This is a genomic window from Streptomyces sp. LUP47B (assembly GCF_001746295.1).
Classification (GTDB): domain Bacteria; phylum Actinomycetota; class Actinomycetes; order Streptomycetales; family Streptomycetaceae; genus Streptomyces.
Map to the genome: position 1 here is coordinate 344,099 of NZ_MJAH01000008.1, position 26,660 is coordinate 370,758.

The 26,660-nt window shown below is 70.1% G+C and carries 26 protein-coding genes and 1 pseudogene; 14 read left to right on the plus strand and 13 right to left on the minus strand.

Annotation, left to right across the window (positions count from 1 at the left end):
- Positions 1 to 8 precede the first annotated feature (8 nt).
- Positions 9 to 767, plus strand: coding sequence for a PaaX family transcriptional regulator C-terminal domain-containing protein (locus tag BFN33_RS25890; RefSeq protein WP_069762545.1), 759 nt, complete (start codon positions 9 to 11; stop codon positions 765 to 767).
- 64 nt (positions 768 to 831) lie between these two features.
- Here the strand turns inward: BFN33_RS25890 and BFN33_RS25895 are convergent, their stop codons facing one another.
- Both BFN33_RS25895 and BFN33_RS25900 read right to left on the minus strand, forming a co-directional pair.
- The gene (locus BFN33_RS25895) at positions 832 to 1,635 is read right to left on the minus strand and encodes a pectate lyase (RefSeq protein ID WP_069762546.1); all 804 of its coding nucleotides are present in this window, start codon (positions 1,633 to 1,635) and stop codon (positions 832 to 834) included.
- A gap of 47 nt (positions 1,636 to 1,682) precedes the next feature.
- Positions 1,683 to 2,660, minus strand: coding sequence for a polysaccharide lyase family 1 protein (locus BFN33_RS25900; RefSeq protein WP_069762547.1), 978 nt, complete (start codon positions 2,658 to 2,660; stop codon positions 1,683 to 1,685).
- Between the two features lie 340 nt (positions 2,661 to 3,000).
- Here BFN33_RS25900 and BFN33_RS25905 point away from each other — a divergent pair, with 340 nt between their 5' ends.
- Both BFN33_RS25905 and BFN33_RS25910 read left to right on the plus strand, forming a co-directional pair.
- Positions 3,001 to 3,462, plus strand: a complete 462-nt coding sequence (locus tag BFN33_RS25905) for a hypothetical protein (protein WP_141757993.1) — start codon at positions 3,001 to 3,003, stop codon at positions 3,460 to 3,462.
- Positions 3,463 to 3,488: 26 nt separating this feature from the next.
- Positions 3,489 to 4,781 (plus strand): PHB depolymerase family esterase, encoded by a 1,293-nt coding sequence (locus tag BFN33_RS25910; protein WP_069762626.1) that lies wholly within the window; start codon positions 3,489 to 3,491, stop codon positions 4,779 to 4,781.
- An 85-nt stretch (positions 4,782 to 4,866) separates the two neighbouring features.
- Here BFN33_RS25910 and BFN33_RS25915 read toward each other — a convergent pair whose 3' ends face one another.
- Positions 4,867 to 5,946, minus strand: a complete 1,080-nt coding sequence (locus tag BFN33_RS25915; RefSeq protein WP_069762549.1) for an NADH:flavin oxidoreductase/NADH oxidase — start codon at positions 5,944 to 5,946, stop codon at positions 4,867 to 4,869.
- A 157-nt stretch (positions 5,947 to 6,103) separates the two neighbouring features.
- On the opposite strand from BFN33_RS25915, the gene BFN33_RS25920 reads away from it, so the two are divergent.
- Positions 6,104 to 6,457 (plus strand): helix-turn-helix transcriptional regulator, encoded by a 354-nt coding sequence (locus BFN33_RS25920; RefSeq protein WP_069762550.1) that lies wholly within the window; start codon positions 6,104 to 6,106, stop codon positions 6,455 to 6,457.
- Here BFN33_RS25920 and BFN33_RS25925 read toward each other — a convergent pair.
- Together BFN33_RS25925 and BFN33_RS25930 are read right to left on the minus strand one after the other, a co-directional pair.
- Positions 6,377 to 7,765 carry a nucleobase:cation symporter-2 family protein gene (locus BFN33_RS25925; RefSeq protein ID WP_069762551.1) on the minus strand — a complete coding sequence of 463 codons (1,389 nt, stop codon included), beginning with the start codon at positions 7,763 to 7,765 and terminating at the stop codon, positions 6,377 to 6,379. The genes BFN33_RS25920 and BFN33_RS25925 overlap by 81 nt on opposite strands.
- A gap of 89 nt (positions 7,766 to 7,854) precedes the next feature.
- Positions 7,855 to 9,196: pseudogene (locus BFN33_RS25930) on the minus strand (FAD-dependent oxidoreductase).
- A gap of 159 nt (positions 9,197 to 9,355) precedes the next feature.
- Between BFN33_RS25930 and BFN33_RS25935 the strand changes: the two are divergent.
- The gene (locus BFN33_RS25935; RefSeq protein WP_069762627.1) at positions 9,356 to 9,811 is read left to right on the plus strand and encodes a DUF6214 family protein; all 456 of its coding nucleotides are present in this window, start codon (positions 9,356 to 9,358) and stop codon (positions 9,809 to 9,811) included.
- Between the two features lie 27 nt (positions 9,812 to 9,838).
- On the opposite strand, the gene BFN33_RS25940 is transcribed toward BFN33_RS25935, so the two are convergent.
- Positions 9,839 to 10,507: a DUF305 domain-containing protein gene (locus BFN33_RS25940; protein ID WP_069762552.1), complete on the minus strand. Its 669-nt coding sequence runs from the start codon at positions 10,505 to 10,507 to the stop codon at positions 9,839 to 9,841.
- A 96-nt stretch (positions 10,508 to 10,603) separates the two neighbouring features.
- On the opposite strand from BFN33_RS25940, the gene BFN33_RS25945 reads away from it, so the two are divergent.
- Entirely contained in the window at positions 10,604 to 12,106 is a 1,503-nt protein-coding gene (locus BFN33_RS25945; protein WP_069762553.1) for an LVIVD repeat-containing protein, read from the plus strand.
- Here BFN33_RS25945 and BFN33_RS25950 read toward each other — a convergent pair.
- The 5 genes from BFN33_RS25950 to BFN33_RS25970 form a co-directional block, all read right to left on the minus strand.
- Positions 12,094 to 12,768 carry a TetR/AcrR family transcriptional regulator gene (locus tag BFN33_RS25950; protein WP_069762554.1) on the minus strand — a complete coding sequence of 225 codons (675 nt, stop codon included), beginning with the start codon at positions 12,766 to 12,768 and terminating at the stop codon, positions 12,094 to 12,096. The two genes, BFN33_RS25945 and BFN33_RS25950, sit on opposite strands and share 13 nt — an antisense overlap.
- Positions 12,769 to 13,008: 240 nt before the next feature.
- Positions 13,009 to 13,701, minus strand: a complete 693-nt coding sequence (locus tag BFN33_RS25955) for an HAD family hydrolase (protein WP_069762555.1) — start codon at positions 13,699 to 13,701, stop codon at positions 13,009 to 13,011.
- Positions 13,702 to 13,710: 9 nt separating this feature from the next.
- Complete coding sequence (locus BFN33_RS25960; protein WP_069762556.1) at positions 13,711 to 14,229, minus strand: hypothetical protein; 519 nt, start codon at positions 14,227 to 14,229, stop codon at positions 13,711 to 13,713.
- Entirely contained in the window at positions 14,226 to 14,897 is a 672-nt protein-coding gene (locus tag BFN33_RS25965; protein WP_069762557.1) for a phosphatase PAP2 family protein, read from the minus strand. The genes BFN33_RS25960 and BFN33_RS25965 overlap by 4 nt, the downstream gene beginning before the upstream one ends.
- Positions 14,898 to 15,126: 229 nt before the next feature.
- Positions 15,127 to 15,657 (minus strand): DUF5134 domain-containing protein, encoded by a 531-nt coding sequence (locus BFN33_RS25970; protein WP_069762558.1) that lies wholly within the window; start codon positions 15,655 to 15,657, stop codon positions 15,127 to 15,129.
- 159 nt (positions 15,658 to 15,816) lie between these two features.
- Between BFN33_RS25970 and BFN33_RS25975 the strand changes: the two genes are divergently transcribed.
- From BFN33_RS25975 to BFN33_RS25985, 3 genes are all read left to right on the plus strand, one after another.
- Positions 15,817 to 17,439: an FUSC family protein gene (locus tag BFN33_RS25975; protein ID WP_069762559.1), complete on the plus strand. Its 1,623-nt coding sequence runs from the start codon at positions 15,817 to 15,819 to the stop codon at positions 17,437 to 17,439.
- The gene (locus tag BFN33_RS25980; RefSeq protein ID WP_069762560.1) at positions 17,436 to 17,975 is read left to right on the plus strand and encodes a MarR family winged helix-turn-helix transcriptional regulator; all 540 of its coding nucleotides are present in this window, start codon (positions 17,436 to 17,438) and stop codon (positions 17,973 to 17,975) included. Before BFN33_RS25975 ends, BFN33_RS25980 begins: the two co-directional genes overlap by 4 nt.
- Positions 17,976 to 18,108: 133 nt before the next feature.
- Positions 18,109 to 20,703 carry a cellulosome protein gene (locus BFN33_RS25985; RefSeq protein ID WP_069762561.1) on the plus strand — a complete coding sequence of 865 codons (2,595 nt, stop codon included), beginning with the start codon at positions 18,109 to 18,111 and terminating at the stop codon, positions 20,701 to 20,703.
- Positions 20,704 to 20,807: 104 nt separating this feature from the next.
- Here the strand turns inward: BFN33_RS25985 and BFN33_RS25990 are convergent, their stop codons facing one another.
- Positions 20,808 to 21,200 (minus strand): VOC family protein, encoded by a 393-nt coding sequence (locus tag BFN33_RS25990; protein WP_069762562.1) that lies wholly within the window; start codon positions 21,198 to 21,200, stop codon positions 20,808 to 20,810.
- 71 nt (positions 21,201 to 21,271) lie between these two features.
- On the opposite strand from BFN33_RS25990, the gene BFN33_RS25995 reads away from it, so the two are divergent.
- Complete coding sequence (locus BFN33_RS25995) at positions 21,272 to 21,808, plus strand: GNAT family N-acetyltransferase (RefSeq protein WP_069762563.1); 537 nt, start codon at positions 21,272 to 21,274, stop codon at positions 21,806 to 21,808.
- A 15-nt stretch (positions 21,809 to 21,823) separates the two neighbouring features.
- Here the strand turns inward: BFN33_RS25995 and BFN33_RS26000 are convergent, their stop codons facing one another.
- A complete protein-coding gene (locus BFN33_RS26000) occupies positions 21,824 to 22,507 on the minus strand; it encodes a glycerophosphodiester phosphodiesterase family protein (protein WP_069762564.1) in 684 nt (227 codons plus the stop codon).
- 271 nt (positions 22,508 to 22,778) lie between these two features.
- On the opposite strand from BFN33_RS26000, the gene BFN33_RS26005 reads away from it, so the two are divergent.
- The 4 genes from BFN33_RS26005 to BFN33_RS26020 all read left to right on the plus strand — a co-directional run bounded on the left by BFN33_RS26005 (position 22,779) and on the right by BFN33_RS26020 (position 26,618).
- Positions 22,779 to 24,176 (plus strand): DUF6421 family protein, encoded by a 1,398-nt coding sequence (locus tag BFN33_RS26005; protein WP_069762565.1) that lies wholly within the window; start codon positions 22,779 to 22,781, stop codon positions 24,174 to 24,176.
- Between the two features lie 62 nt (positions 24,177 to 24,238).
- Positions 24,239 to 24,988, plus strand: coding sequence for an SDR family oxidoreductase (locus BFN33_RS26010; RefSeq protein ID WP_069762566.1), 750 nt, complete (start codon positions 24,239 to 24,241; stop codon positions 24,986 to 24,988).
- Positions 24,985 to 26,064, plus strand: coding sequence for a low specificity L-threonine aldolase (locus tag BFN33_RS26015; RefSeq protein ID WP_069762567.1), 1,080 nt, complete (start codon positions 24,985 to 24,987; stop codon positions 26,062 to 26,064). Before BFN33_RS26010 ends, BFN33_RS26015 begins: the two co-directional genes overlap by 4 nt.
- A 41-nt stretch (positions 26,065 to 26,105) precedes the next feature.
- On the plus strand, positions 26,106 to 26,618 hold the full coding sequence (locus BFN33_RS26020) for a GNAT family N-acetyltransferase (RefSeq protein ID WP_069762568.1): 513 nt from the start codon (positions 26,106 to 26,108) through the stop codon (positions 26,616 to 26,618).
- Positions 26,619 to 26,660 lie beyond the last annotated feature (42 nt).

Consider the following 26,660-nt stretch of genomic DNA (forward strand, 5'->3'; position numbering starts at 1 on the left):
ACGTGACCATGCGCAGGAACGTGTCGGAGCAGCTCGGTGAGGTCGACCTGCGGCCGCTGTCGGCCCGGTCGGTCGTGCTGAGCCTGCTGCTCGGCGCGCATCCGCCGGAGATGCCCGTGAAGGACCTGCTCCGCGCGGTGGAGCCGTTCGGCGTCGGCGGCTCCACGCTGCGTGCCGCCCTCAGCCGGATGGTGAGCGCCGGTGACCTGCGACGCGCCGACACCGTGTACGGCCTCAGCGACCGGCTGCTCGCCCGGCAGCGCCGTCAGGACGACTCCGTGCACCCCCGCACGCGCGCGTGGAGCGGCGACTGGGAGATGGTCGTGATCACGGCGACGGGCCGAGGACCGGCCGAACGCGCCGAGCTGCGCGCACGGCTGACCGCCCTCCGGCTCGCCGAACTCCGTGAGGGCGTCTGGCTGCGCCCCGCCAACCTGCTCCGATCGCTGCCGGACGACCTCGACGCGGTCGCCCAGTGCTACACGGCTCGCCCCGGTCGCCCCGGGCCGGAACTGGCAGCCGAGCTGTGGTCCCTCGGCGGCTGGGCGGCCCGGTCCCGGGCGCTGCTCACCCATATCGGGCGCGCGGACCGGCCCGCGGACCGGCTCACCGGCTTCGCGGCCGTCGTACGGCATCTGCTGACCGACCCGGTGCTGCCGCTCGAGCTTCTGCCGCCCGACTGGCCGGGCGCGGAACTGCGGTCCGCGTACGCGGACTATCAAGGGGAGCTGGCGGACACCGTGCCCCAGAATCAGCTCCGCACATGACACGGCGGCCGTGCGAAGCGCCGTGCGGGGACGCTTCGTACGGCCGCCTTCACCTACCGAGCGGCTACTTGTAGGTGATGTCGGACGTGGCGTACTTGCAATAAGTACTGTCCGGTCCGGAGCCGTTCGTGGTCGGCTCCTTGCCCGTGTTGTTCCCGATGTACTTCTGGCACGGGACGATCTTCTTGCTGGTGTCGCCGACGATCGTGATCTTCTTCAGGGTCGCGCTGTCGCCGTAGTTGGTGTTGATGCCGACGAGCTTGTTGCCCGAGTAGGTCGCCTCGATGGTGTTGAGGTTGATCGTCCGCTTGTACTGCGTCGAGCAGTTGCCGCAGGACCGCACGAAGGTGCCGAAGTTCTGCACGGCGAAGTTGGAGACGTTGAGCGTCCCGGCGCCGTTGAACTGGAACACCTTGTCGCTCGCCGACTTCGCGCCACCGCCGGAGACGGTGTACACGTTCGACGACGAGGAGCCGCGGAAGGTCGCCGCGTCCTCGCCGACGTCCTCCCACCACACGTTCTGCAGCGTGCAGCTGCCCGCGCAGTGGATGCCGTCGGCGGCGGGAGCCCCGATGATGACGTTCTTCAGGACGGTCCCGGCCGCGAGGTTCAGGATCGGCCCCTGGTCCTCGTCCTGGCTGTCGCTGCCCAGGTCGCCCGTGCCGTACAGGCGCTTCATCCCGTAGTCCTTGGTGCCGGACAGCTCGATGGTCGAGGAGACCGCCTGGCTGCCGTTCGCCGTCGGCCAGGTGGCGGCGCTGGCCGTCGGCGCGTTGAGTGTCATGATCATGCCAACTGAGAGGCCGAGTGCGGCCATGGCTCCGGTCAGCGCGCGGGTACGCGCGCGTGGACGTGCCGAAGAAGTCATGTCCCGATTCCTTCTTCCGTGTCGGGGGGTGGACGGGTTGAGGGTGGTCAGATCTTTCCGGTGCCCGCGCCGCCGGTCACCGAGGCGACGACGGAGGAGGCGGGCTCGGCGGTGTAGCTGTACGGAGCGGTGGTGAAGGTGCCGACCTGGGAGACCTCGGTGGCGGCTCCGCCGAGGTCGTTGCCGCGCAGGTTGGCGTAGCCGTCAACGTCACTGTTCCGATTCGTGGTGACAGCGACTCCGGTGCTCCGGAAGACGTTGTTCTCCACGAGCATCTGGGCGCCCATGCGCGAGTGCACCGCGGTCTCGGCGCCGACGACGTAGTTGTCGTAGAAGTGCCCGGTGCCGAAGCGCAGACTGGGGATGCGCGAGTTGACGTTGTTGAACCAGTTGTGGTGGTACGTCACCTTCAAGTGGCCGGTGTCCTGGCTCGCGTTGTTGTCGCTGTGGCCGACGAGCGAGCCCTTGAAGTGGTCCTTGAAGGTGTTCCAGGACACCGTGACGTTGTCGGAGCCGTGGTTGATGTCCAGCAGCCCGTCGTAGTAGTCCTTGTCGTGATCACGGTCCGCCGAGAAGGAGTTGTGGTCGATCCACACCTTCGTCGAGGCCTGCACCTCGATGCCGTCGGCGGGCGCGAGGGGCTTGCTGATGTTCAGGTTGCGGACGACGACGTTCGTGACCTTCTTCAGCCGCAGCCCGCCGCCGGTGAACCCGGAGGACGAACCGACGCCGAGCACCGTGGTGTTGGAGCCGACGTCGACCGTACCGCTGAGCGAGATCAGGCCGTTGACCTTGACGACCTTCGCCGTGCTGCCGGTGACGGCCGTTTTGAAGGCGCTCAGCGTGGAGACGGTGACCGCGGAGGCGCTGCCGCCGCCGGTCGTTCCGGCGCCGAAACCGATGGGGGAGGTCTCGGCGGCCCCGGCCGGCTGCGGCACGGCCAGGGCGGCCGCCGTCGCGAGCGCGGCCGCACCGGCGGCCAGAGCGGATCTTTGCGCGTGTGTACGTGGGGGGCGAGTACGCATGCGGGTGCGTCCCTTCGTGGTGCCTGCGTAGTGCTTGGTCGGTCATGTACGTGAGAGTTGTTCGCCATGTTGAACGACGTGCGCAGTGCAGAGCGGCAATGTATGGCCCTGTGGGGATGGGCTGGTCACATCGCTGAACGGAACGTAGACGGTAAGCGCTTTCTGGTCAACGCTTTGCGCAGAAGACATTCAGCCGTCCAGGTGGCGGGCGGGCCGACGGGGGCGAGCGAATTCTTTCGACGTGTGGGAGCGCTTCCATGGCGGCCATGTGCATGCCACGATGCTCGCCGGACGCTTCCCTTCCGAGAGATTTCCAAGAACTTCCGAGAGGGGCGAGTCGGTGGCGACTCCACCTGTGCGTACGTTCTTCAGCGGCGAGTTGCTCACCTTGCTCGCCCGGGGACTCGCGGCCCTCGCCCTCGGGCCGGCGGCGGCGGGCCCGCTGCCGGGTTCCTTCGGCTGGTTCTCCACCGGTCCGCTGATCGGCCCCGACCCGGACGCCGGCCATCCGATCGTCTCCACGAAGGACCCGACGGCCCTCCGGTACAAGAAACGTCCGCACGTCCGCATGACGACCGCGGACTGTGCCGGCGCGCGGAGCCTCGCCCGGCCGAGCTTCGCCGACCGGTCGCGGGCGGCCGACGCGCCCCCGACCTTCCTGGGCGCCGACCCGGACAACGGCAACAGGTACGGGGTCGCGCCCCAGGTCGTCTGCTTCGCGCCGCAGAAGCGCTGGTACATGGTCAACTCCCGGTTGCCATGCCGGTCGGCCCGGTCGACCAGGACGAACTCCTCCCGCTGATACCGCTGACCGAAAGGGGCAAGGACATGTCCACCACCCCCAGGAGACCGTTGAGGTCGGTGCTGCCGGCCCTGCTGCTGTTAATCGCGGCGGTGCTCGTCGCCGCCCCCACCGCATCGGCCCGCACGGAGGCCGCCCCCACGGCGACCCTCACCGAGATCACCGGCTTCGGTACGAATCCCAGCAATCTCCAGATGTACCTGTACGTGCCGGACAACGTCACCGCGCACCCCGCGGTCGTCGTGGCCGTGCACTACTGCACCGGCTCCGGACCGGCCATGTACAACGGCACCGAGTGGGCCCAACTGGCCGACACCTACGGCTTCGTGGTGATCTACCCCTCGGTCACCCGGTCCAGCAAGTGCTTCGACGTGTCCTCGCCACAGGCGCTGAAGCGGGGCGGCGGCAGCGACCCCGTCGGCATCAAGTCGATGATCGACTGGACGGTGAGCACCTACTCCGCCGACACCAGCAGGATCTACGCCACCGGCATCTCCTCCGGCGCGATGATGACGAACGTCCTGCTCGGCGACTACCCGGACGTGTTCGCGGCGGGCGCGGCCTTCTCCGGCGTCCCCTTCGGCTGCTTCGCGACGACCGACGGCTCGGAGTGGAACAGCGCCTGCTCGGGCGGCACGATCACCCACACCCCGCAGGAGTGGGGCGACCTGGTCCGCGCCGCCTACCCCGGCTACACCGGCACCCGGCCGCGCATGCAGGTGTGGCACGGCACCGAGGACGACGTGCTGCGCTACCCCAACTTCGGGGAGGAGATCAAGCAGTGGACGAACGTCCTCGGCGTCAGCCAGACGCCGGCCGCCACCGACTCGCCGGTCTCCGGCTGGACCCGCACCCGCTACGGCGCCACCGGTGACCGTGCTCCCGTCGAGGCGATCAGTCTCCAGGGCGTCGGCCACAACCTCTACGCCTGGGGCATGGCCGCCCGCGCCCTCACCTTCTTCGGCCTCGACGACTCGGGCCCGGCACCCCAACCCCAGCCGGGCGCCTGCAAGGTGACGGCCACGACCAACGCCTGGAACACGGGCCTGACGGCGTCCGTGACGATCACCAACACCGGCACCACCGCGATCAACGGCTGGCAACTGGCCTTCACCCTCCCCACCGGCCAGACCATCACGAACGGCTGGGGCGCCACGTACACCCCGTCCTCCGGCACGGTGACGGCGACGAACGCGGCGTACAACGGCACGATCGCACCGAACGCGAGCGTCAGCATCGGGTACCAGGCCAATCACGGCGGGAACAGTGCGGCGCCGGGTGGCTTCACGCTCAACGGGACGGCCTGTACGGCGAGTTGACGCTCACCGGCCATCGCGGTCCTCCGGCGGGGCGTTCCGGCTCAGTGTGCGGGCGCCCCGCCGGGAGCGCGGCAGAACCCGCTCGTCAAACGGACCGGTGGTACTGCTCCGGAACACGCACCGCTTCGCCCAGCTCCCGCGCGGCATGCCGCGCCCAGGACGGGTTCCGCAGCAGTTCGCGGCCCAGCAGCACCGCGTCCGCCTCACCGTTGGAGAGGATCTTCTCGGCCTGTCCGGTCTCCGTGATGAGGCCGACCGCGGCGACCGGGAGGGTGGTCTCCGCCTTGACGCGGGCGGCGAAGGGGACCTGGTAGCCGGGGCCGACCGGGATACGCACGCCCGACGCGTTGCCGCCGGTGGAGACATCCAGGAGGTCGATGCCGTGGGCCTGGAGGTCACGGGCGAAGCGGACGGTGTCGTCCGGGGTCCAGCCGCCCTCCTCCAGCCAGTCGGTCGCCGAGATGCGGAAGAAGAGGGGCTTGTCGTCGGGCCAGACCTCGCGCACCGCGTCGACGACCTCCAGCGCGAAGCGGGTGCGGTTCTCGTAGGAGCCGCCGTACTCGTCGGTGCGGTGATTGCTGTGCGGGGAGAGGAAGTTGTTGATCAGATAGCCGTGGGCGCCGTGGATCTCGGCGACTTCGAAACCGGCGGCGAGAGCGCGACCGGCCGCGTCCGCGAACTGGCCCACCACGTGCTTGATGTGATCGGCCGTCAGTTCTGTCGGAACCGGGTGCTTCGCGTCGTACGCCAGTGCGCTGGGGCCCAGCGGCTGCCATCCCCCCGCGGCCGGGGCGAGCGGCGCGCCGCCCTTCCACGGCTGGTCGGTGGACGCCTTGCGGCCGGCGTGAGCGAGCTGGATTCCCGGGACCGTGCCCTGGGAGACCAGGAAGCGGGTGATGCGGCGGAACGCCTCGACCTGGGTGTCGTTCCAGATGCCGAGGTCGTAGGGGGAGATGCGGCCCTCGGGGCTGACGCCGGTGGCCTCGACGATGATCAGGCCCGTGCCGCCGGTCGCGCGCGCCGCGTAGTGCGCGAAGTGCCAGTCGTTCGGGGCGCCGGTATCGGGACCCTCAGGAGCGGCCGAGTACTGGCACATCGGCGGCATCCACACCCGGTTCGGGATCGTCACGTCGCGGAGGGTGCGGGGCTCGAAGAGTGCGCTCACGGCGGGCTCCATCCATCAAGGCCGGTGGTGGTCGACTCGTACGATAGGCATCGTAGTACGTCGAATGTCAAACTACGAAAGGTCTCGTACAATGGGATTCCCGAGGACCGGCCCCCGAGTCCGAAGACCCCGGGAAACCTGGAGAAGTGGAGCCGCCGTGACCTCCCCCGCCGTCAGCAGTCGTGCCCTCCCGCACCCCGAGCGCGGCGAGATCCGGCTGGAGGGCATCCTGCACGCCCTCTCCGACCCGATGCGTCTGCAGATCGCGCGAGAGCTCGCCGCGGTCGGCGACGAGCTCTCCTGTTCGCACTTCGATCTGCCCGTGACCAAGTCGACGACCACCCACCACTTCCGGGTGCTGCGCGAGAGCGGAGTGATCCGCCAGGTCTACCGGGGCACCGCCAAGATGAACGGCCTGCGCCGGGACGACCTAGACGACCTCTTCCCGGGACTTCTCGACGCCCTCCTCGGCGCCGCCGCCCGCCAGGCCGTCCGGCTCGGGAGCGGCTGAACCGGCCTTCGCGGGCAGGTGGTTGAAGAGCAGGTTCAGCACGATCGCCGTCAGACAGCCCGCGCTGATGCCGCTGTTCATCACCGTCTGGAACCAGTCGGGGAACTTCGCGTAGATCGTCGGCACGCCCACCGGCAGCACGCCCATGGCCACCGAGACGGCCACCACGGTCAGGTTGTGGTTGCCCTTGAAGTCCACCCGGGTGAGGGTCCGCAGGCCACTCGCCGCGACCGTCCCGAACATCACCAGGCCCGCCCCGCCCAGCACCGGAGCCGGCACGGCCGCGACCACGGCCCCCAGCTTGGGCAGCAGGCCCAGCAGGACCAGGATGCCGCCGGCCGTGGCGACGACCCAGCGGCTGCGCACCCGGGTCATGCCGACGAGACCGACGTTCTGGGCGTACGCCGTGTACGGGAAGGTGTTGAAGACACCGCCGAGCACGGTCGACAGGCCGTCGGCGCGCAGACCGTCCGAGAGGGAGTGCGGTTCGACCCTGCGGTCGGTCATCTCGCCCACCGCGATCAGGTCGCCGGTCGTCTCGGTCATCGTCACCAGGGCCACGACCAGCATCGACACGATCGCCGAGAACTCGAAGGTCGGCGCCCCGAAGTGGAACGGCGTGCTGATCCCGACCCAGTCCGCGTCACCGACCCCCTCGAAGTCCGTGAACCCGAAGGGGACCGCCACCGCCAGGCCGACTCCGATGCCGATCAGTACCGCGATCCGGCTCAGGAACGCCGGCGCGAACCGCTGCACAACCAGCACCACCACCAGGACGAACATGGCGAGCGCGATGTTCTTCGGGGCGCCGAAGTCGGCCGATCCCGCGCCGCCCGCGACCCAGTTGCCGGCCACCGGCAGCAGCGAGATGCCGATGATCAGGATCACCGTGCCCGTGACCAGCGGCGGGAAGAAGCGGAGCAACCTGCCGAAGACGGGTGCGAGCAGCATGATCGCGAGGCCCGCGACGATCACCGAGCCGTAGATCGCCGGGAGTCCGCCACCCGTCGTGCCGATCAGGACCATCGGTGACACGGCCGCGAAGGTGCAACCTTGCATGATCGGGAGCCGTACGCCGAAACGCCAGAAGCCGACGCACTGGATGAGCGTGGCGATACCGCACACCAGGAGGTCGGCGGTGATCAGATACGCCAGATCCGCGGGCGACAGCTTCATCGCGCCGCCGACGATCAGGGGAACGGCCACGGCGCCCGCGTACATCGCGAGGACGTGCTGAAGGCCGAAGGCGGCGAGCTGCCGTACCGGGGGTACTTCGTCAACGGGGTGCACAGGGGTGGTTTGAGCCATGTCCGAGACCGTAAATGTGTTGAACAGTTTGTTGATTTCGCGGGTGTTGCCGGTTCGTTGCCCGGGGCGGGCCGGGGGCGCACGGACCTCTAAGAGGCACTGCCGTGCACCGCGTTCATCAGGGCCTGCCAGTCCGGGAGCTTCACCACCCCCCGGCCCAGGGACGCACCGAGCTCCGCTTCCGCTCGCTCGATCGCACACCAACCCGCCCACTCCACGGGTTCGGCGCCCGCTGCCCGCAGCGCGTCGAGCGGGTCATCGCGCAGATCCTTGTGTACGAGCGTGGGGGGCGTCCTCGAGCAACGAGGTCACCGTCTCCTTGGCGTCCGGGCGGTTGGTGCCGATCACGCCGGTCGGGCCGCGCTTGATCCAGCCGGCCACGTACTCTCCCGGGACGGCGGAACCGCCGCGCACGACACGTCCGTCGACGTTGGGTACCGTGCCGCTCCCCGCGTCGAACGGCAGACCCTCCACCGGCATGCCCCGGTAGCCCACCGAGCGCAGCACCAACTGGGCCTCGATCTCCTCGAATTCACCGGTGCCGCGCACGCCGCCGCGCCCGTCCGGCACCGTCCTCTCGAAGCGGACCGCGCCCACGCGGCCGCCGTCGGCGAGGAGTTCGACGGGACGCAGGAAGAAGCGCAACGAGATTCTTCGGGAGACCGGTCGTGGCTCGGCGGCCGCCCAGCCTCGCAGCACCTCCACGTTCCGCCGCTGCGGCGCCGGCAGGGGGGAGGGGTCGAGGTACGCCGGGTCCAGTGCCAACTCCGCCGCGCTCACAGTTACTTCGGTGTCCGGCAGTGAACCCAGCTCGCGCAGCTCCTTGGTGGTGAAACGGGCCTGGGAAGGGCCCCGCCGACCCACCATGCGGACCTCCGTCACCCGGCTCGCGGCCAGCGCGTTGAGCGCCGGATCCGGCATGTCGGTGGGGCTGAGCTCCGTCACCCCGCGGGCCAGCATCCGTGTCACGTCGACCGCCACGTTCCCCACGCCGATGACCACCGCCGACCGGGCGCCGATCACGAAACCGTCGGCCGTGGAGTCAGGGTGCGCGCTGTACCAGGACACGAACTCCGTCGCCGACCAGCTGCCCGGCAGATCCTCGCCCGGGATCCCCAGATGCCGGTCGGTCGCGGCGCCCACGCAGTACACGACGGCGTGGTACAGCTCGCGCAGCCGCGCGGCCGGCACCCCGCCCGGGCCGATCTCGATGCCGCCGAGAAACCGCACCCGCTCGTGCTCAAGGACCGTCCGAAGATTGTTCTGGAGCGATTTGATCTTCTCGTGGTCCGGTGCCACGCCGTAGCGCACCAGGCCGTACGGGCACGGCAGCCGGTCCAGGACGTCGACGAGCACGTCGGGATCCTGCTGGACGAGGCTCTGGGCGGTGTAACACCCGCTGGGCCCGGAGCCGACGACGGCGACACGCATGCTTCCAGGATCGCACCGCCCCCGCTCCGCTGACAGGGTGCCGCGCGTGGCAGGCGTACGCGTGTCCGTTCGGAAGGAGTGTGATCATGCGGTTACGTTGCGTGTGTGCTGGAAGCATCCTTTCTTCATCTTTCCGAGCGTCGTCCGGCGGACGGCAGCGTGTCCGTGTGGCCCGCGTGGGAAGTGCGGGAGGACGGCGGCACGATGACGTGGTTCCATGTCCGGCTGGCCTTCGCCGACGGCGCCCGGGTGGACACGCTCGTGGTTGTGGCCGGAGGAGGCGTGTCCCTGGAGGACGTACGGGCGCAGCCGGCGTTGTCGCTCGAGGACCTGGGCGACCTCGCCGACTGGATCGAGGGCCCGCTCTTCGAGGCCTGCGGAGTGACGCCCTCCGGTGCCGCGGAACGGCTGGTCAGCCATGCCCGCCCCGCCTGGCCGTGCGGCATGGAAGGGCGCTGGTTGATCGCCCAGGAGTACCGAGCCGCCCAGGAGGGCGGCGTCGACCCGGTCCTCGCGGTGATGTGCGCGACCGGGCACAGCCGCCGCAAGTCGCTCCGGCTCATCTCCCAGGCGCGCGACGCGGGCTTCCTGACGCCACGTCACGCAAGGCGCTGAACCGAACAGTTCACCGAAGCATCCCGCTCAGAGCATGTCCCGCATCCGGTTGATCTCGCTCGTCTGCTGGGCGACCACGTCGTCGGCCATCTCCTCGATCCGGATGTTGTTGCCCTGCCCCTTCACGTCCGTCGCCATGGTGATCGCCCCTTCGTGGTGAGTGATCATCAGCGTCAGGAAGAGCTCGTCGAACGCCTTCCCCTTCGCCGCTCGCAGCTTCTTCAGCTGGGCCCCTGTCGCCATGCCGGGCATCGTGGCGTGCGTGTGGTCGTCGCTCTTCTCGGGCTGGTCGTACTCCTTCAGCCAGGCCCTCATCGCGGCGATCTCCGGCCCCTGGGCGGCCGAGATCCGCTCGGCGAGCGCCTTGAGCCTCGCCGACTCGGCGCGGCCGGGGGCCAGTTCGGTCAGTTCCAGCGCCTGGGTGTGGTGCTCGATCATCATCCGCGCATACGAGACGTCCGCCGAGTTGGGAGTGTCGTCGTCGGCCCGCTGCTCCTCCGCGTCCTGAGCGGACAGCGTGCGGTTCGCCTCGCCCGGCTTGCCAGGTGCGAGCACCGAAGGCCCGGTCCCCGAGGCCGACTTGGGATCCGCGTCGGAGTCGCAGCCCCCGATGGCCAGGGCCGCCACGGTGGCCAGGGTCGCCGTCAGCACGGGCGCACGGCGGAAAAGCACAGTGGCCGCCCATGGTCCCTTCATTACAGGTTCGTTGCCCTCTGTTGATCTGTGCATGGTGAAGACGATACTGCGGTGACGCGTGAACCGTTCCACATGAACGGCACAGGGAGGAAAACAGTGATCCTGTTGAAAGAGTCCCGAACCCGGCGCAGACGCCTGGGAGTTGCTGCGGCCGCCGCGGGTCTCCTGGCCGCGCTGCTGACCGCAGGACCGGCCGTCGCGACCCCCGACCCCGGGGACGGTCCGGCCGCGGGCAAGGGAGTCTCCAAGAGCACCGAGGCCGAGGTGAAGGCGGCGATCGCCGACGGCGAGATACCCGGCCAGGACGAGATCGTCCACTCCGACAACATCGAACACCTCGTCAACATCCCCAAGGACGCACTGCCCGGCACCAATTCGGACCTGGCCTTCCAGGGCAGGTACGCCTTCTCCGGCAACTACGACGGCTTCCGCATCTTCGACATCAGCAACCCGAAGGCACCCAGGACCGTCGCCCAGGTGCTGTGCCCCGGATCGCAGAACGACATCTCCGTCTCCGGGAACCTGCTGTTCCTGTCCACCGACTCCTCGCGCAGCGACAGCAGTTGCAGCAGCACCACGCAGCCCGCGACCGAGAAGTCGTCGTGGGAGGGCATGAAGGTCTTCGACATCAGCGACAAGACGAACCCGAAGTACGTCGCCGCCGTCGAGACCGCCTGCGGCTCGCACACCCACACGCTGGTGCCCGAGCGCAGGAACGTCTACCTCTACGTCTCCTCGTACTCGCCGAACGCGACCTACCCCGACTGCCAGCCGCCGCACGACGGCATCTCCGTCATCAAGGTGCCCCGCGACGCGCCCGAGAAGGCGGCGGTCGTGGACTTCCCGGTGCTCTTCCCCGGCGAGGGCCCCGACGGCGGCGGCAACCCGGGCGCGCCCACCAACCCGGGTGTCTCCAAGACCACCGGCTGCCACGACATCACGGTGCTCCCGGACAAGGACCTGGCGGCGGGTGCCTGCATGGGTGACGGCATCCTGTTCTCCATCAAGGACCCGGAGAAGCCGAAGGTCATCGACCGGGTGCAGGACAACGTGAACTTCGCGTTCTGGCACTCGGCCACCTTCAACCAGAAGGCGGACAAGGTCGTCTTCACCGACGAGCTGGGCGGCGGCGGCGCGGCCACCTGCAACGCGGAGATCGGTCCGAACCGCGGTGCCGACGGCATCTACGACATCGTTGGCAAGGGCGACAAGCGCAAGCTCGTCTTCCGCAGCTACTACAAGATCCCGCGTCACCAGGCCGACACCGAGAACTGCGTGGCCCACAACGGCTCGCTGGTCCCGGTCAAGGGCAAGGACATCATGGTCCAGGCCTGGTACCAGGGCGGCGTCTCCGTCTGGGACTTCACCAACTCCTCGAAGCCCAAGGAGATCGCGTACTTCGAGCGCGGCCCGCTGACCACCGGCGCGCTCACGGTGGGCGGCTCCTGGTCGGCGTACTACTACAACGGCTACATCTACTCGAACGACATCGCCAAGGGCTTCGACGTCCTGAAGCTCAGCGACCGCCGCACGGATCCCGCCAAGAAGGTGCGGCTCGGCGAGCTCAACGTCCAGACGCAGCCGGACTACTTCGACTGATCCCCTGAGTCCTGGCCCGTCTCGAAGAAACGCGACAGATCCCTGTCGTACGTCCCGTCGGGTGCCTCGGTGCCCGGCGGGACGCCCTGCTCCCAGTCGAGCCGGTAGCGCGTGAACAGCTCGGCGCGCAGCGTCGCCATCGACATCGGGACGTTCGGTACGACCATCGCGTAGACCGCGCCCATGAGCTGCGAGCGCAGCATCGGGTAGTCGGTCTCGACCGTCTGCGAACCGTGCCGTTCCATCGTGTCGCGCAGCAGCTCGGCGAGGCGCTGCTGCTCCGGGCACTCCACGAAGCCGGCGGTGTCCAGCAGGCCCGCCATGTGCTGGCGCATCAGCACGGTCCGGTCCCGGGCCAGGCCCAGGACCGCGTCGATGGCCCGGGCCATCCGCTCCCTGCCGTCCTCGGTACGCGGCTCGCGCTCCAGCGCCTCCTCCAGCGTGCGGTGCATGAGCCGGTGCACGGCGGACTGCACGAGTTGGCGCTTGCCGGGGAAGTAGTACGACACCAGGCCGCGTGCCGAACCGGCCCGGTCCGCGATGTCGCCGAGAGTCGTGGCCTCGTAACCGCGCTCGGAGACGAGTTCGATCGCCGCCTGCAGGAGCCGCTCCCGGGAACGACGGCGCAGCTCTTCATTGACCGAGGCGCTGCGCGGGGACATGCTGTAACTCCTGCGTTGACTGGCTCTCAGCCAACTATACTCAAATGCGTCCGGACCGGCCCGCGAAAGGCCAGGTCGGGGCTGCCGCCTGCTCTGGGCGACGCGGGGGATCGTCCAGAGTGGGCGGGTATACGACCTGATGGTGTCCTCAGGCGACCACTCCGGCGGGGTGACCACCCGGTTTTCGGACACCTTTCTGGTGTCGATTCCGGGTGCCGACGCTGAGTGCCGATCCGGGTCTCAGCCCACCAGGCCGAGGACCGGCCGCAGCCCGTCGGGCCGCTGCGCCGCCGGCAGGTGATCCACGAAGTGCACCCCGCAGCCCAGGGCCGCCGCACCGCCGTCCGCCCGCCGGTCGTCGCCGACCATCAGGACGTCCCGCGGCTCGACGCCGAGCGCCGTGCAGGCGGTCCTGAACAGCCGGGGGTCCGGCTTCTGGATGCCGTGTTCGTACGACAGCACATACGCGTCGACATACGGATCGAGCCCGTGCGCGCGGAAGACGGGCCGCAGGTCCCAGCCGATGTTGCTGACCACACCCACCCCGATCCCGCGCTCCCGCAGCCCACGCAGGACCTCGCCGGCATCGGGATACGGCTGCCAGGCGGCGGGGGACATGTGCCGGTCGTACAACGCGTCGTGCAGGGCGGGATCCGGCAGCGGGACCAGTCGTGAGAGCCCGGTGTACGCGGCCCGGTGCAACTCGGCACTCTCGTCCCGGACCCCCCACACGGCGGCGACCGCGTCCGGTATCGGCGCCCGGGGTGCCACCCCGCCGGGCAACGCCCCCACCCTCTCCAGCTCCAGCGCGGCCCGCGTCAACTCCGCCTCGGCGAGGGCGATTCCCGCCTCGTCGAGAGCAGCCCTCAACCAGGACTCGGTGGACTCGATCCGGAAGAGGGTTCCCGAGAAGTCGAACAGGACGGCAGCCATACGATGATCTTACGGGCCCGCGTTCCACTCGGCGGGGAGCTCGGCCTCGCAGAACACGCAGACGAAATCCGCCTCGCGCACGATCGACCGCTCCCCGCACTCCTCGCAGCGCCGGAACACCACCTCGTGCGTGAACCGGCCGGGGTGCTCGACGCCGGCCCGGTCGAGCGCGCGCCCGACCGCCTGCCATGAATCGAGGTCCGGGCAGTAACCCGTGGAGTGGTTGGTGACCTCATGGACCGCCCAGCGGCCGGAGGCCCGGGCGAACCCCATCTCGCCGGCGGCCCGCACGTCCGCGCCGCCCGCGCAGGCCACGTGCTCGCTCCTCCGGGGCGCGAGCCGCAGCAGACCGTCGAGGGCGACGACGAAGGTGAAGGGCTCCAAGGTATCGGCCGCCCCGCGCCCGGACAGCCAGGCGTCGAGGTCGGCGGCGCTGCGGATGATCCGGCCCTCGCTGTCCGGCCGTACCGTCGAGCGCAGCTCGGGCGGGCCCACATAGCCGTAGACCCGGCTCGGGCCGTCGGTCACGGCCGGTGCCGCTGGTGGACCATCACCGCCAGTGCCACCAGCATCGCGCCCAGGAGCCAGCCGCCGAGCACGTCGGAGGGCCAGTGGACGCCGAGCCAGATACGGGTCAGGCCGACGCCGACCACGGAGAGCGCGGCGAGAGCCAGGGCCGTGAACCACAGGGCGCGGCCGACGCCGTAGTGGTGGAGGAGCCACAGGAGGAGTCCGCAGACGACCGTGGCCGTCAGGGCGTGGCCCGACGGGTAGGCCGCGAAGTGCGCGGTGTCGACGGGGTCGGGCCAGACAGGACGCGGACGGCCGACCGCGGCCTTCAGCACCTGCTGGACCAATGTGCCCAGCGCACACGTGGCCGCCAGCCATACGGCGGTCCACCATGCGTTCCGCCGCCACACCAGCCACAGCACCGCGACCGCAGCCAGGACGCGCATCGCCCAGGGGTCCCAGACCCAGTCCGTGAGGATGCGGAAGACGTGGGTGACCCCCGGCTCGTCGACCGCCCAGCGGTGGGTGGTGTCGGCGATGTCGCCGTCCACGGTGAGCAACGGATGCCACTCGACCGCGACCAGGACGAGCAGCAGCACCGAGCACAGGGCGAGAACACCGGCCGCTCGGGCGGCGGTCCGGTGCTCCGGGGTGCGAGTCGGGGAGTCGACGGACGGCGTGTGCATACTGCGATCCTCGCCGACCGGTGCGGCTTGAGGCCAATTCCGGGGCGGGGGCGGGCCTGAGCGACCGTTGCGCGGGGGCGACCGGCGCTGTCCCGGTCCAAGTGATGCACCCGCCGTGGGACATGGCCGGAGGGCGGGGCAAGGGACGAACACGCCCCGGTTCTCGTCGAGTTCGCCCCGCATACGCGGCCAGTGGTTGCGTGCGCCGCCCCTCGCCCGGCCGGCCGCCTCAGAGCGTCAGCAGCATGGCCACCATCGCGATCCCCATCGACAGCCGACACGCGCGCGCGAGTTCGGGGCGGTCGCCCCAGCCGACGGTTCCACCACCGGCGGTCACCGGGATCAGGCGGACACCGGACAGCAGGACAAAGCCCGCGAAGTAGAGGAGCAGCACGCCCGTCACCACGGGCACTCCCGCGCCGCCGTGGTGCCCGGGGGAGGTCGCCATCACCACCGCCATGTAGACCATGGCCCCGGCTCCCACCAGGTGGTGCAGATGATGGGTGCTCGTGCGCGCCGCCCACAGCGCGCGCAGCGCGGCCCCGCCGAACACGGCCGCACAGAGCGGCCAGGCCCACGACGGTGGCGTGAACACGGCGGCGGGTACGGCCATCGCGGCCATCCCGAAGCCCATCAGCGCCTCGCCGCCCGCGGCCCGGCGCTGTTCCTCGACGCTGCTGCGCATCCGCAGCAGGCAGTACGCCCCGGTCGCCGCGCAGAGCGCCACCAGCAGCCAGCCGGGCGAAGCCGGTCCGTGCACGCCCACCTCCCCGCTCGACGTCGGTCAAGAAATGCCCGGGCCATGCGGCGCGCAATCGAGCGCAAGGGTGTACGCGGGGAGCGTGCGACGGAGCACAGCAGGTCAGAGAGGTCACCCTCCTACTGTTTACGAGTAAAACACCTGCTAAAGTATTGACTCATGAGCAGTGCGACCCCTTCTGCCGGCGCCCCGCGCGTCCGCCGTCTCCCCCTGGCCGGTGTGCTGCGCCTCGGCAGGCCCTCCGACATCTGGTTCAAGCCCGCCCTGAGCGTGGTCGTCGCGGTCGCCCCGCCCAACCTGACCCTCCTGGCCCTCGGCCGCCTGGACCTGGCGATGTACACCATGGCCGGGTCCCTGTGCGCGCTGTACGCCCACCACCGGCCCTACGCCGCCCGGGCCCGCGCCCTGGCCTGGGTCGTGCTCGGCATGGTCGCCGGGCTGGGCGTCGGCCTGGTCGCCGCCTCGCTCACCGGCAGCGCGGTGGTGCTGGTCACCGTCGGTGCCCTGGTGGCCGCCGTACAGAAAGCGCTCTGTGACGCGACCCGGATCGGCCCGCCGGGTCATGTGGTCCTCACCTTCATCAGCTCCGCCTCCCTGTTCGCCCCGCAGACCCTCGCCCAGGTGCCCGGCCACCTCGCCCTGGCCCTCGCCGCGGGCGCCTGGGCCTGGCTGGTCGGCATGGCACCCGGTCTGTTCCGGCCGCACGGCCCGGAGCGACGGGCCACCGCCCACGCGCTGAACGCGGCTGCCGCATACGCGGAGAACCGGCGCCCGGCTGCAAGCGGAGCCGCCCATGCCGCCGTGCAGGCCGCCTGGCAGACCCTTCTCTCGGCCGGCGCCCGCTCCAAGACCCGACGTGCCCTCGAACGTCTCGTCGTCCGCGCCGAGGTCGCCCTCGCCGCTCCCGCCGACGCGGACCCGCACCGCCTGCGCGCCTGGGCCCGCGAACTGCGTGGCACGGGGCCGGTCCCGTGGGCGGCGTACGACGTCGAACTCCTCGGCGTGGACGCCGAACTCGCCGCCCCGGCCCGCCGGTGGTGGCGTGCCCTCGGGCCGCTCGCCCCGATCGCGATGCGCACCGCCCTGGGCTGCGCCTTCGCCGGCTACGCGTCCCTCGCGCTCGGCGTCGGCCGCCCCTACTGGGCGCTGGTCACCGCCGCCTCGCTCTACCAGGCCAACGTCACCCTCACCTGGAGACGGGGCGTCCAGCGCGTCGTCGGCAACCTCGTCGGGGTGCTCGTGTTCGCCGCCGTGGTCCCGCTCGCCCACCTCGGGCCCGCCGCCCTCGTCCTGTGCTGCCTCGCCTTCAACTTCGGCGCCGAGGCCCTCATCGGCCGCAACTACTGGCTCGGCAGCATCTGTGTCACCCCGATGGCGCTGCTCATCACCGAGTTCGCCGGATACCAGGAGCCGGGCCGGCTGATATCCGAGCGGGTCGTGGACACGCTCGTCGGGGCGCTGGTCGGACTCGTCGCCGCCATGGCCGTCACCAACCGGCGCGCGGGCGACCGCGTCGAACACGCGCTGGCCGCCGTGGAACGCGCCCGCGCCCGCGCCGCCCGCCTTCTCGCGGAGCCGCACCCCGCTCCCGGAAGCCTGGACTCCGCCCACCGTGCACTCGCCGCCGCCCTGGTCGACCTGCGGGCCGGCGTCGAGGCCGCGTCCGGCGAATGGTGGCAGCGTGCCCTGCCCCAGGAGAGGGTCGTACGCGCCGAACAGGCCGGACACCGTACGCTCGCCGCGACGATCCGGCACCACAGAGCGGAGGGCGCACGCCCATGACGGCACCGAACGGACGACCGGAGGAACCGGCGAGGCACGACACCGTCGCCGCCGTCGTCCGGCAGTGGCAGACCGTCCACCCCGGCCTCGACACCGGCCCCATGGAGATCATCGGCCGCGTCAACCGCTGCGCGGCCCTCCTCCAGCAGGCCGAGGACGCCCCCCTGCGCCGGGCCGGACTCAGCCGTCCCGAGTTCGACCTGCTCGGCGCCCTGCGCCGCACCGGCCACGAGCTGACCCCCGGCGACCTGGCCCGTGAGACCTTCTCCTCCGGAGCCGCCGTCACCAAGCGGCTCAAGCAGCTGACCGAGCGGGGTCTGGTGGAGCGCCGGGGCGACACCCGCGACCGCCGCGTCGCCCACGTCAGGCTCACCGAGGCCGGCCGCGACCTCGTCGACGGCATCCTGCCCGAGCAACTGGCGTACGAGACAGCCGTGCTGTCCGTCTTGACCCCCGAGGCGCGCGACGAACTCGCCGGTCGGCTGGGGGAACTGCTCGGCCGGCTGGAGGGCACCCTCGGAGTGCTGCGCGCCTGACGGCTCCGACCTGCGGTTTCGGAACTTTCGAAGCCCGCTGCCTGTTGACGCGGTCCCTCCGCGCTTTCTACGTTCGTCCAGGTCGGTGCGGATCATCGACTGTCGTACGGAATGTCGAACGAAGGATGATGCCGTGGCAGCCGAAGGCCCCGCCCCCGAGAAGCTCACCATCGATCTCGGGACCGAGACCGGACCCTTCCACGGGGGAGCGAGCGGCACGCTCTACGGGCTTTACGGCGACGGCGTGCCCAGCCGCGTCGTGGTCGAGGGCATGTACCCGCGCACGGTGACGACCAAGGCCCAGGACGGCACCCAGCATCCCGGCGGCGACGCCCTGGAGATCCTGCCCGCCTTCGTCGCGGCGGGCGGCAAGGACGTCTACGTCTATCTGCCCGACTTCTACCGGGGGTTTCCGTACGAGTGGCCGGGCGCCACGGGTAAGGAGCGGCTCGCCGGACATCTGGACGTGATCCGCCGTCAGGTCGAACACGTGCTGACCCTGGGTGAGTTGAAGGAACACGTCGTGTACGTGCCGTTCAACGAACCCGAGGGCAACATGTTCGGCGAGGAGGAGTGGAGCTACGACCAGGTCTCCTGGCGGACCGAGCCGGACCGCTACTTCGCCGCGTGGGAAGCCGCGTACCGCCTCATCAAGGACCTCGACCCGGACGCGCGCGTGGCCGGACCCAACACCTGCATTCTGTACCCCGAGGTCAGGGACTTCCTTCAGTTCGCGAAGGCGCATGGCGTGCTGCCCGACATCGTCACCTGGCACGAGCTGTCCTCGCCCGCCGAGGTCCGCACCAACATCGCCAAGTACCGGGATCTGGAACGGGAGCTGGGCATCGGCCCGCTGCCCGTCAACATCAACGAGTACGCGCACAACTACCACGTCTCCGTCCCCGGACAGATGATCCAGTGGATCGCGGCGATCGAGGAGTCCAAGGTCGACGCCGACATCGCCTACTGGAACATCGCCGGGAACCTCAACGACTCGGCGGTCGAGGCGAACAAGGCCAACGGCCAGTGGTGGCTCTACAACGCCTACGGGCAGCTGACTGGTAACACCGTCCGGGTGCTCGCCCCGCACCCCAACGAGCAGTACACGCTGCAGGGCGTCGCCGCCCTCGACCGGGACAAGCGGCAGGCGCGGGCGCTGTTCGGGGGAGCGGACGGCGCGGCGGACGTCGTCTTCGAGGGCGTGGACGCGGAGGTGTTCGGTGGAGTGGTCCACGTCCGTGTCATGGAGATCCCCTGGACGGGGCAAGTGGGCGCCGCGGAACAGCCGTTGCGACTGCGGGACGAGGAACTGCCGGTCACCGACGGGAAGGTGACGCTCGGTCTGACCGGCCTCGACGCGATGTCCGCCTATCAGGTGATCCTGTCGCCGGGTGGCAACGGGGCCGTGGCCCTGCCGCCCGCGGTGCGTTGGAGGCGGACCTACGAGGCCGAGGACGCCACCTACACGGGAGGCGGTTACTCGAAGAACGGGCCCGAGGGGTCCCCGTCCGCCGTCGACCGGTTCGCGACCTCCGGTGGCTTCCACGTGAGCGGCCTGCGCACCGGCTCCGACGGCGTGCTCGCCTTCGACGTCGAGGTGCCGCAGGACGGGACGTACGACCTCGCGGTGTTCGCGGGCTCGCACAACCTCGCCGACCTGGTGCGCGAACAGGGCCCCACCAACGTCTTCCTGCGCGTCGACGGCGGGAATCCTCGCGAACTGCGGCTGCCGCTCGGCTACAAGCCGGCGGTGTGGGGGCACACCGACACCCGGGTGGAGCTGACGGCGGGCCGGCACCGGATCACCCTCGCCGCCCAGGACCCCGACCTCGGAGTCACCAAGGGTGACGCCGACGTCGACAAGCTGGATCTCGTACTGCGGAGCGAGGACGAAACGGCCCTGTACGACGCCGAGTTCGCGGACCTCGCCGACGGGGCCCGGGTCAGTCACGCCCACCGCGGCGCCTCGGGGCCCGGGGTCGCCGTGCTCCCGCGAGGTGGCACCGTCACCTTCTGGACGTACGCGGCCGATGACGGCGAGGCCTCCGTGACCGCCGACCTGCTCGGTCCCGGCGAGGGCGTGTGGAGCGTCAACGGCGAGGAGCTCGGACGCGTCGAGCGCGGCGCCGTACCGCTCTTCCTGGCCGGGGGCGTCAACAAGGTGACGGTCACCGGGACTTCGGACCTGCTGATCGTCGACCGGCTGCGGATCGCCCCTTCCCGCGGCCTCCTGCCCACCACCGTGTACGCCGCCGAGGAAGGCGTCCTGACCGGCACGGCGAGGGTGACCGGATACCCGTACGCCGTCGGGGGCAAGGCGGTTGACGGCATCGGCGCCGGGTCCGCGAACGCGCTCACCCTGACGGTCACGGCGGACCGCGCCGGACGCCACGCGCTGACGATCCGCTACTCCAACGGCGAGCAGCCCCCCTCCACCCACTACAACCCGGACCCGGTCTGCCGCCACGCCGACATCTGCGTCAACGGCGGCCCCGCGCACCGCGTTCTGTTCCCCACCACCTTTCACTTCAACAACTTCTGGAACCTCTCCGTACCCGTCACCCTGCGCCCGGGCCTGAACACGATCACGTTCACCGCCGACGAACTCCCCGACTTCGCCGGCGACACCAGGAACACATTCGGCCAACGCTCCGCCCACGCCCCCGTCGTCGACCAGGTCACGGTGACACCGCTCGCCCCTGCGGAGGCCGAGGTGCGGACGCACTGACGAGGGAAGCCCGGCCGTCGCCGCCAGTTCGGGCGGCGATGCGGCAGTGGCCGGGGTGGGCAGGACCAGGGCCTCGCCGTCGACGCCGACGGCGGACGCCGGGTTCAGATGCCGGGCCGGTACCGGATCGGATGGTCCGCCGGCACCTCGACCAGCACGATCGGTGTGCCGTCCGGGTCCGCCACCCACATCTCGACCAGCCCCCACGGCTCCTTCACCGGGGGCCGTACGATCTCGACGCCCTTGGCCAGCAGTTCCTCGTGCGCCGCGGTCACGTCCGGGACCTGGAGCCACAGCCGCACGTCCGCGGCCGGTGGAGCCTCGGACCGTCCCGACAGCTCCAGGAATCCACCGCCGAGGAAGTAGACGGTGCCCCGTTCCGGCCCCGTACCGAACTCGCGGTACACCGCGAGGCCCAGCTGGTCGCCGTAGAAGACTCGGGAACGCTCCGGATCCGTGGGCCGCAGCAGGACGCGGCCGCTCAGTACGTGCACCATGCGGGGGAGCCTATCCGGGGCGTTACTCTCGACCGTGCCCCAGTCGTGCCCCTGAAGTGGAGACGTGCCCCATGGAGACCACCCCTGGCCTCACCTTCCGTGACGCCACCGACGCCGATGTGGACACGCTGGTCGCGCTGGTCGAGGCGGCGTACCGCGGGGACGACAGCCGAGCCGGGTGGACCACCGAGGCGGACATCCTGGAGGGGCAGCGGACGGACCCGGAGGGTGTGCTCGAGGTCATCAAGTCGCCCGACAGCCGGCTGCTGACGGTGGAGCAGGACGGCCGGGTCGTCGCCTGCTGCCAGGTCGAACACCGGGGCACTCACGCGTACTTCGGGATGTTCGCGGTCAGCCCCACGCTCCAGGGCGGCGGCCTCGGCAAGGTGATCATCGCGGAGGCGGAGCGGATCGCCCGGGAGACCTGGGGCGTCACCGAGATGCACATGACCGTGATCTCGGTGCGAAACGACCTCATCGCCTGGTACGAGCGGCGCGGCTACCGCCGTACGGGAGAGATGACGCCCTTCCCGTACGGCGACGAGCGCTTCGGCGTTCCGCAGCGCGACGACCTGCAGTTCGAGCTGCTGGTCAAGCCGCTGGTGTGACGTTCCTGCCCCGGTTCACGCGGTGAAGCGGCCGGTGCGCTTGATCTCGGGGTAGTCGGTCGTCGCGCCGTCCAGTTCCAGGGCCCGCACCAGCTTCAGATGGTCCTGGGTGTTCACCACCCAGCCGATGATCTTCAGATCCGCCTTGCGGGCCGCCTCGACGACCTCCAGGGTCAGCCGGCGGATGTTCAGACAGACCGTTCCCGCGCCGGCCTCGACGGCACGTTCCACGATGTCGGGGCCGAACCGGCTGCCGATGAGGGCGGTCCGTACGCCGGGCACGAGACGGCCGATCTCGGCGATCGCCTCGTCGTGGAACGAGGACACCTCGACCCGGGCGACCAGATTCCGCCGGATCATGACCTCGGCCAGCGCCCGGGCCGCCGCGATGTCCTTGATCTCGGCCTGGAGCGGCGACCGCACGGCGTCCAGGACTTCCTCGAACACCGGGACGCGTTCCCCGCGGCCCGCGTCCAGGGCGCGCAGTTCGGTGAGGGTCTTCTCGGCGATCGGGCCGGTGCCGTCGGTCGTGCGGTCCACGTCGGTGTCGTGCATGACGACGAGGGCGCCGTCCTTGCTCAGATGAAGATCGAGTTCGATGACGTCGAGGCCGGCCTGCTGGGCGGCGGCGAACGAACGGAGGGTGTTCTCGGGTTCGGTACCCATGACTCCGCGATGACCGATGGTAAGGAAGTTCAAGGTTCAACTCGCTTCCGTCGACGGCGGCTCGGTGCAGAGCCGCAGCCTAACGGCTACACCGCGTGATGGACCCGTACGTACACGAGGGATCGCAGTGACGTGCGGGGAAGTGATCTCTCTTACCCGGAATCCTCGTGTTCATGGCGCTCGACAGGAAAAAGTTCCGTGACCATTGGGTTGCGCAGGATAACTTCCCGAGTCCGCTCTTGCTGGACGGAAGCTCGTATGTATACGGTCTCCATACGAGAGCTTCTCCCGTGGAGGATGGGACATGACGGAAATTCTTGTGCAGGCGGCTTCGGGGGACCAGGTTCCTCCCGTGACCAGGGTGGTGGAGCACCCGGCATGGCCCGTGCTCAAGGATGCCGTGGAGCGGATCCGGCCATGGCAGTCCAAGGACGGGTCGATCGACTTCGAGGCCGAGAGCGCGCCCGCGCGCGGGGACGCCGAGGCCGCCGTACGGCGTGTCGTCGACGCGGTGCAGGAGCTGTCGCCGGCGCTGCCGCACGACGCCGACTACCACGCGGCCCTCGTCAAGGACCTCAGGCGCTGGTCCGAGGGCGGCTTCGAGGTGCCCGACTTCCTCGACTCCCTGCTGGCCTTCCAGCCCGCCGCGAACCGCGCGGACGGCCTGCAGCACCTGGTCGTCTTCCCCATGTACACGCAGAACGGCAACCCGGACCGCAATCTCGAGGCGGTCGTGCTGCGCATGGTCTGGCCGGAGTGGCTGGCCGAACTGGAGCGCACCCGCTACGACAACCCGCTGTTCTGCGGCATCAAGTTCGAGGACTTCACCGCCGGTTACGACACCAACTCGGCCGTCCTCTTCCCGGAGACCATCGCCGTGCGCGAGGCGCCGGAACGCTTCTCCTGGGGCGGTATCTTCTGCGACCGCGAGGCCGCCCGGTTCCGCCGGGTCACCGACGCGGCCGTCGACATCCTGGGCCTGGAGCTGCCCGAGGACATCGCCGCGATGGTCCACGACCAGAAGCGCTGCGAGGAGGCCTTCGTGCTGTGGGACATGGTCCACGACCGCACCCACAGCCACGGCGACCTGCCCTTCGACCCGTTCATGATCAAGCAGCGCCAGCCGTTCTGGATGTACGGCCTCGAAGAGCTCCGCTGCGACCTCACCGCCTTCAGGGAGGCCGTGAAGCTGGAGGCGGACGGCGTTCCGCAGGCCCGTGACGTGCAGTACGCGGTCCTGTTCGACCGGATGTTCCGCTTCCCGGTCACCGGCGAGCGCGTGCGCAACTACGACGGGCTCGGCGGCCAGCTCCTCTTCGCCTACCTGCACAAGCACGATGTCGTCCGCTGGACCGACAACAAGCTGTTCATCGACTGGCAGCGCGCCCCCGAGGTCACCAACGAGCTGTGCGCCGACATCGAGCAGCTCTACCGCGACGGCATCGACCGCCCCAAACTCGTCCACTGGTTCGCCGGCTACGAACTGGTCTCCACCTACCTCGCCCCGCACCCCGGCTCCAAGTGGGCCAAGGGCCCCGACGCCCTCGACCTGTCGCTGCCGCCCCGGAAACTCGTCGACGACGTGCTTCCGGACGAGTTTCCGCTGAGCATGTTCTATGAGGCCCTCTCCAAGAAGCTTCGCCATGTGATCGCCTCGACCCGGGGTATCACTGCGGAGAACGCCGAGCGGGTCGCCGCGTGAGCGATCGCGGCGCCGGGAACACTGCACAGGCCGTCGAGGCGGCTGCTCAGGAGGCGAAGAACATGGCGGGGAACGGAGCTCTCAGCGGTGCGGTGATCGCGGTGGCCGGCGCGGGCGGCCCCGCGGGCCGCGCGGCCCTGCTGCGGCTGGCCGAGGCGGGCGCGACCGTCGTCGGCGCGGACAACGACCCGGAGCGGCTCGCGGAAGCCGTGGACGCGGCACGCTACGCGTCGGGCGGCGCCAGCGTCACCGGCGAGCCGGTCGACCTGCTGGACCTGGGATCCACCCGCGACTGGGCCGAGCACATCGAGAAGGACTTCGGCCGCGTCGACGGCCTGGTCCACCTCGTCGGCGGCTGGCGCGGCAGCGAGACCTTCATCAAGACGAGCCTGGACGACTGGGACTTCCTGGAACTACTGCTCATCCGCACCGTGCAGCACACCTCGCTCGCCTTCTACGAGGGCCTGCAGCGCAGCGACCGCGGCCGCTACGTCCTGATCAGCGCCGCCGGCGCGACGAAACCGTCCGCGAGCAACGCCTCGTACGCCGCCGCCAAGGCCGCCGCCGAGGCCTGGACGCTCGCTCTCGCGGACGCCTTCCGCAAGGCCGGGGGCGCCGACGGGCCGACGTCCGCGGCTACGATCCTGGTGGTGAAGGCACTGGTGCACGAGGCCATGCGCGCCGACCGGCCCAACGCGAAGTTCGCGGGCTTCACGCACGTGCAGGACCTGGCCGAGGCCATCGCCGGTGTCTGGGACAAGCCCGCCGCCGAAGTGAACGGAAACCGTCTGTGGCTGACCGAGAAGCCGTGAACGCTCAGAAGGCCTCTTTTACGCAGGCTCGCCGCCACCACGACCCGCAGGTACGCGGTTTCGCCAGCGACAACTACGCCGGGGCCCACCCGGAGGTGCTCGCCGCCCTGGCCCTGGCCAACGGCGGACACCAGGTCGCGTACGGCGAGGACGATTACACCGAGAACCTCCAGGGCGTCGTCCGCAGCCACTTCGGTGCCACGGCCGAGGCGTTCCCGGTCTTCAACGGCACGGGCGCCAACGTCGTCGCGCTCCAGGCGGTCACCGACCGCTGGGGCGCGGTGATCTGCGCCGAGAGCGCGCACATCAACGTCGACGAGGGCGGCGCCCCCGAGCGCATGGGCGGCCTCAAGCTGCTCACCGTGTCCACCCCGGACGGCAAGCTCACGCCCGAACTCATCGACAAGCAGGCCTGGGGCTGGGAGGACGAGCACCGCGCGATGCCGCAGGTCGTCTCGATCACCCAGTCCACGGAGCTCGGCACCCTCTACACACCCGACGAGATCCGCGCGATCTGCGACCACGCCCACGCGCACGGCATGAAGGTCCACCTGGACGGCTCCCGCATAGCCAACGCGGCCGCCTCCCTCGACGTCCCGATGCGGACGTTCACCAACGCGGTCGGGGTCGACATCCTCTCCCTGGGCGGGACGAAGAACGGCGCCCTGTTCGGCGAGGCGGTCGTGGTGATCAACCAGGACGCGGTCTCCCACATGAAGCACCTGCGCAAGCTGTCGATGCAGCTCGCCTCCAAGATGCGTTTCGTGTCGGTGCAGTTGGAGGCTCTGCTCGCCAAGGACCTGTGGCTGCGCAACGCCCGCCACTCCAACGAGATGGCCCAGCGCCTGGCGGAGGGCGTCCGCGCCGTTCACGGTGTCGACATCCTCTACCCGGTCCAGGCCAACGGCGTCTTCGCCAAGCTCCCGCACGACGTGAGTGAGCGCCTGCAGAAGCGCTTCCGCTTCTACTTCTGGGACGAGGTCGCAGGCGTCGTGCGCTGGATGTGCGCCTTCGACACGACCGAGGACGACGTGGACACGTTCGTGGCGGCGCTGAAGGAGGAGATGGCGCGCTAGGCGCGTACCGAACCTGAGGCGGTCTGTGTTTGCATGCCGGGGTGGACGAGACACAGCGCCGGGTCCGGCCGAGGACCGATGACGACGTCGCGGCATGCGTGCGGGTGCTGGCGGACGTGCACCGCCGCGACGGCTATCCGGTGAACTGGCCTGCCCGGCCCGGCGAGTGGCTGTCGCAGGATGCCGCACTGGGCAGCTGGGTCGCCGAGCTGGACGGCCGTGTCGTGGGCCACGTCAGCCTCTCCCGCAGCGCCGAAGGCGACGTGGCCCCTGTCCTGTGGAGCGAGCGGAACGGCGCGAGCGTGCAACGGGCCGCCGTGGTCGGCCGGTTGTTCGTCGACCCGCAGGCGAGAGGGCACGGGATCGGTGCCCTGCTGATGGGCAGAGCGGTGGCGGAGGCCCGCCACCACGGCCTGCATCCGGTGCTCGACGTCGTCGCGTCCGACACCGCCGCGGCGGCCCTGTACGAACGGCTGGGCTGGACGCGGCTGGCCACGGTCGAACAGCGCTGGAGTCCGTCCCAGGTGGTCGCCGTCCATTGCTACTCCGCATAAATATACTGATGTCTGTAAAACAATTGACCTTGGAGAGGTCCT